Below are 892 nucleotides of genomic sequence, written 5' to 3' on the forward strand. Positions count from 1 at the left end.
GTTACCAAACATCGGGGCCTCTCCTCGATCATTTCCCAGGTGGTGACTATTATCGGCGGTTCGCCCAAGAACTTGAGGGAAAAAATGGGCATTTTTTTTCGCTAATTCCGCTCAAGTTTTTGCACGAACCGTCGTAATATAACACCATCGCGCCACGCGTAAGGAGTGCACCATGACCGACCTGCTCAAGCGCATCGATGAGCGCACGAAACTTGCAGGCACGAACAAACTCGAAATTTTGTTGTTCACCTTGGGTGTGAATAAAGCCACGGGGCGGCGTGAGACCTTTGGGATCAATGTCTTCAAGGTCCGTGAAGTGATGAAGACGCCGCCGATCACCGCCGCGCCGGAAATGCCCAAAGCGGTGAAAGGGATGGTGAGTCTGCGCGGGGTACTGGTGCCGGTGGTCGATCTGGGCGAATACGTCGGGGTGGAACCGGGCAGCGAACGCAACATCATGATCGTCACTGAGTACAACCAGCACGTGCAAGGGTTTTTGGTGGAGTCGGTCGATACTATCTTGCGGCTCGATTGGTCGCAGATGCGGGTGCCCCCCGATATGCTCACCGCAAAGATGGGGGGGCTCGTTACCGCAGTGACCGAACTTGCCGACGGACGACTGGTGATGCTGCTCGACGTGGAAAAGGTCCTGTCCGATACCACAGGCGGGGTCGAGGCGGAAGCCGATCTCTTTGCCGGTATCGAACCTATGCCGGATGGCGACCGTTTCACGATTTATTACGCTGACGACTCGGCGATTGCGCGCGAACAGGTCGAACGGACGCTGCAAAAGATGGGGGTCCGCTATGTGGAGGCGGTCAATGGCCGGCAGTGCTGGGAAAACCTGGAACGGGCTGCGGAACGGGCGCGGGCGCTCAAGCGACCGGTGAAA

1 protein-coding gene is annotated in these 892 nt (G+C 57.4%); it reads left to right on the plus strand.

What is annotated here, in order from left to right:
- Window positions 1-172 precede the first annotated feature (172 nt).
- Window positions 173-892: chemotaxis protein (locus KUL93_RS11275; RefSeq protein WP_217127130.1), on the plus strand; the 720-nt coding region annotated here is incomplete at its 3' end.

This window comes from Hydrogenophilus thiooxidans (assembly GCF_019049855.1).
GTDB classification, from domain to species: Bacteria; Pseudomonadota; Gammaproteobacteria; order Burkholderiales; family Rhodocyclaceae; genus Hydrogenophilus; species Hydrogenophilus thiooxidans.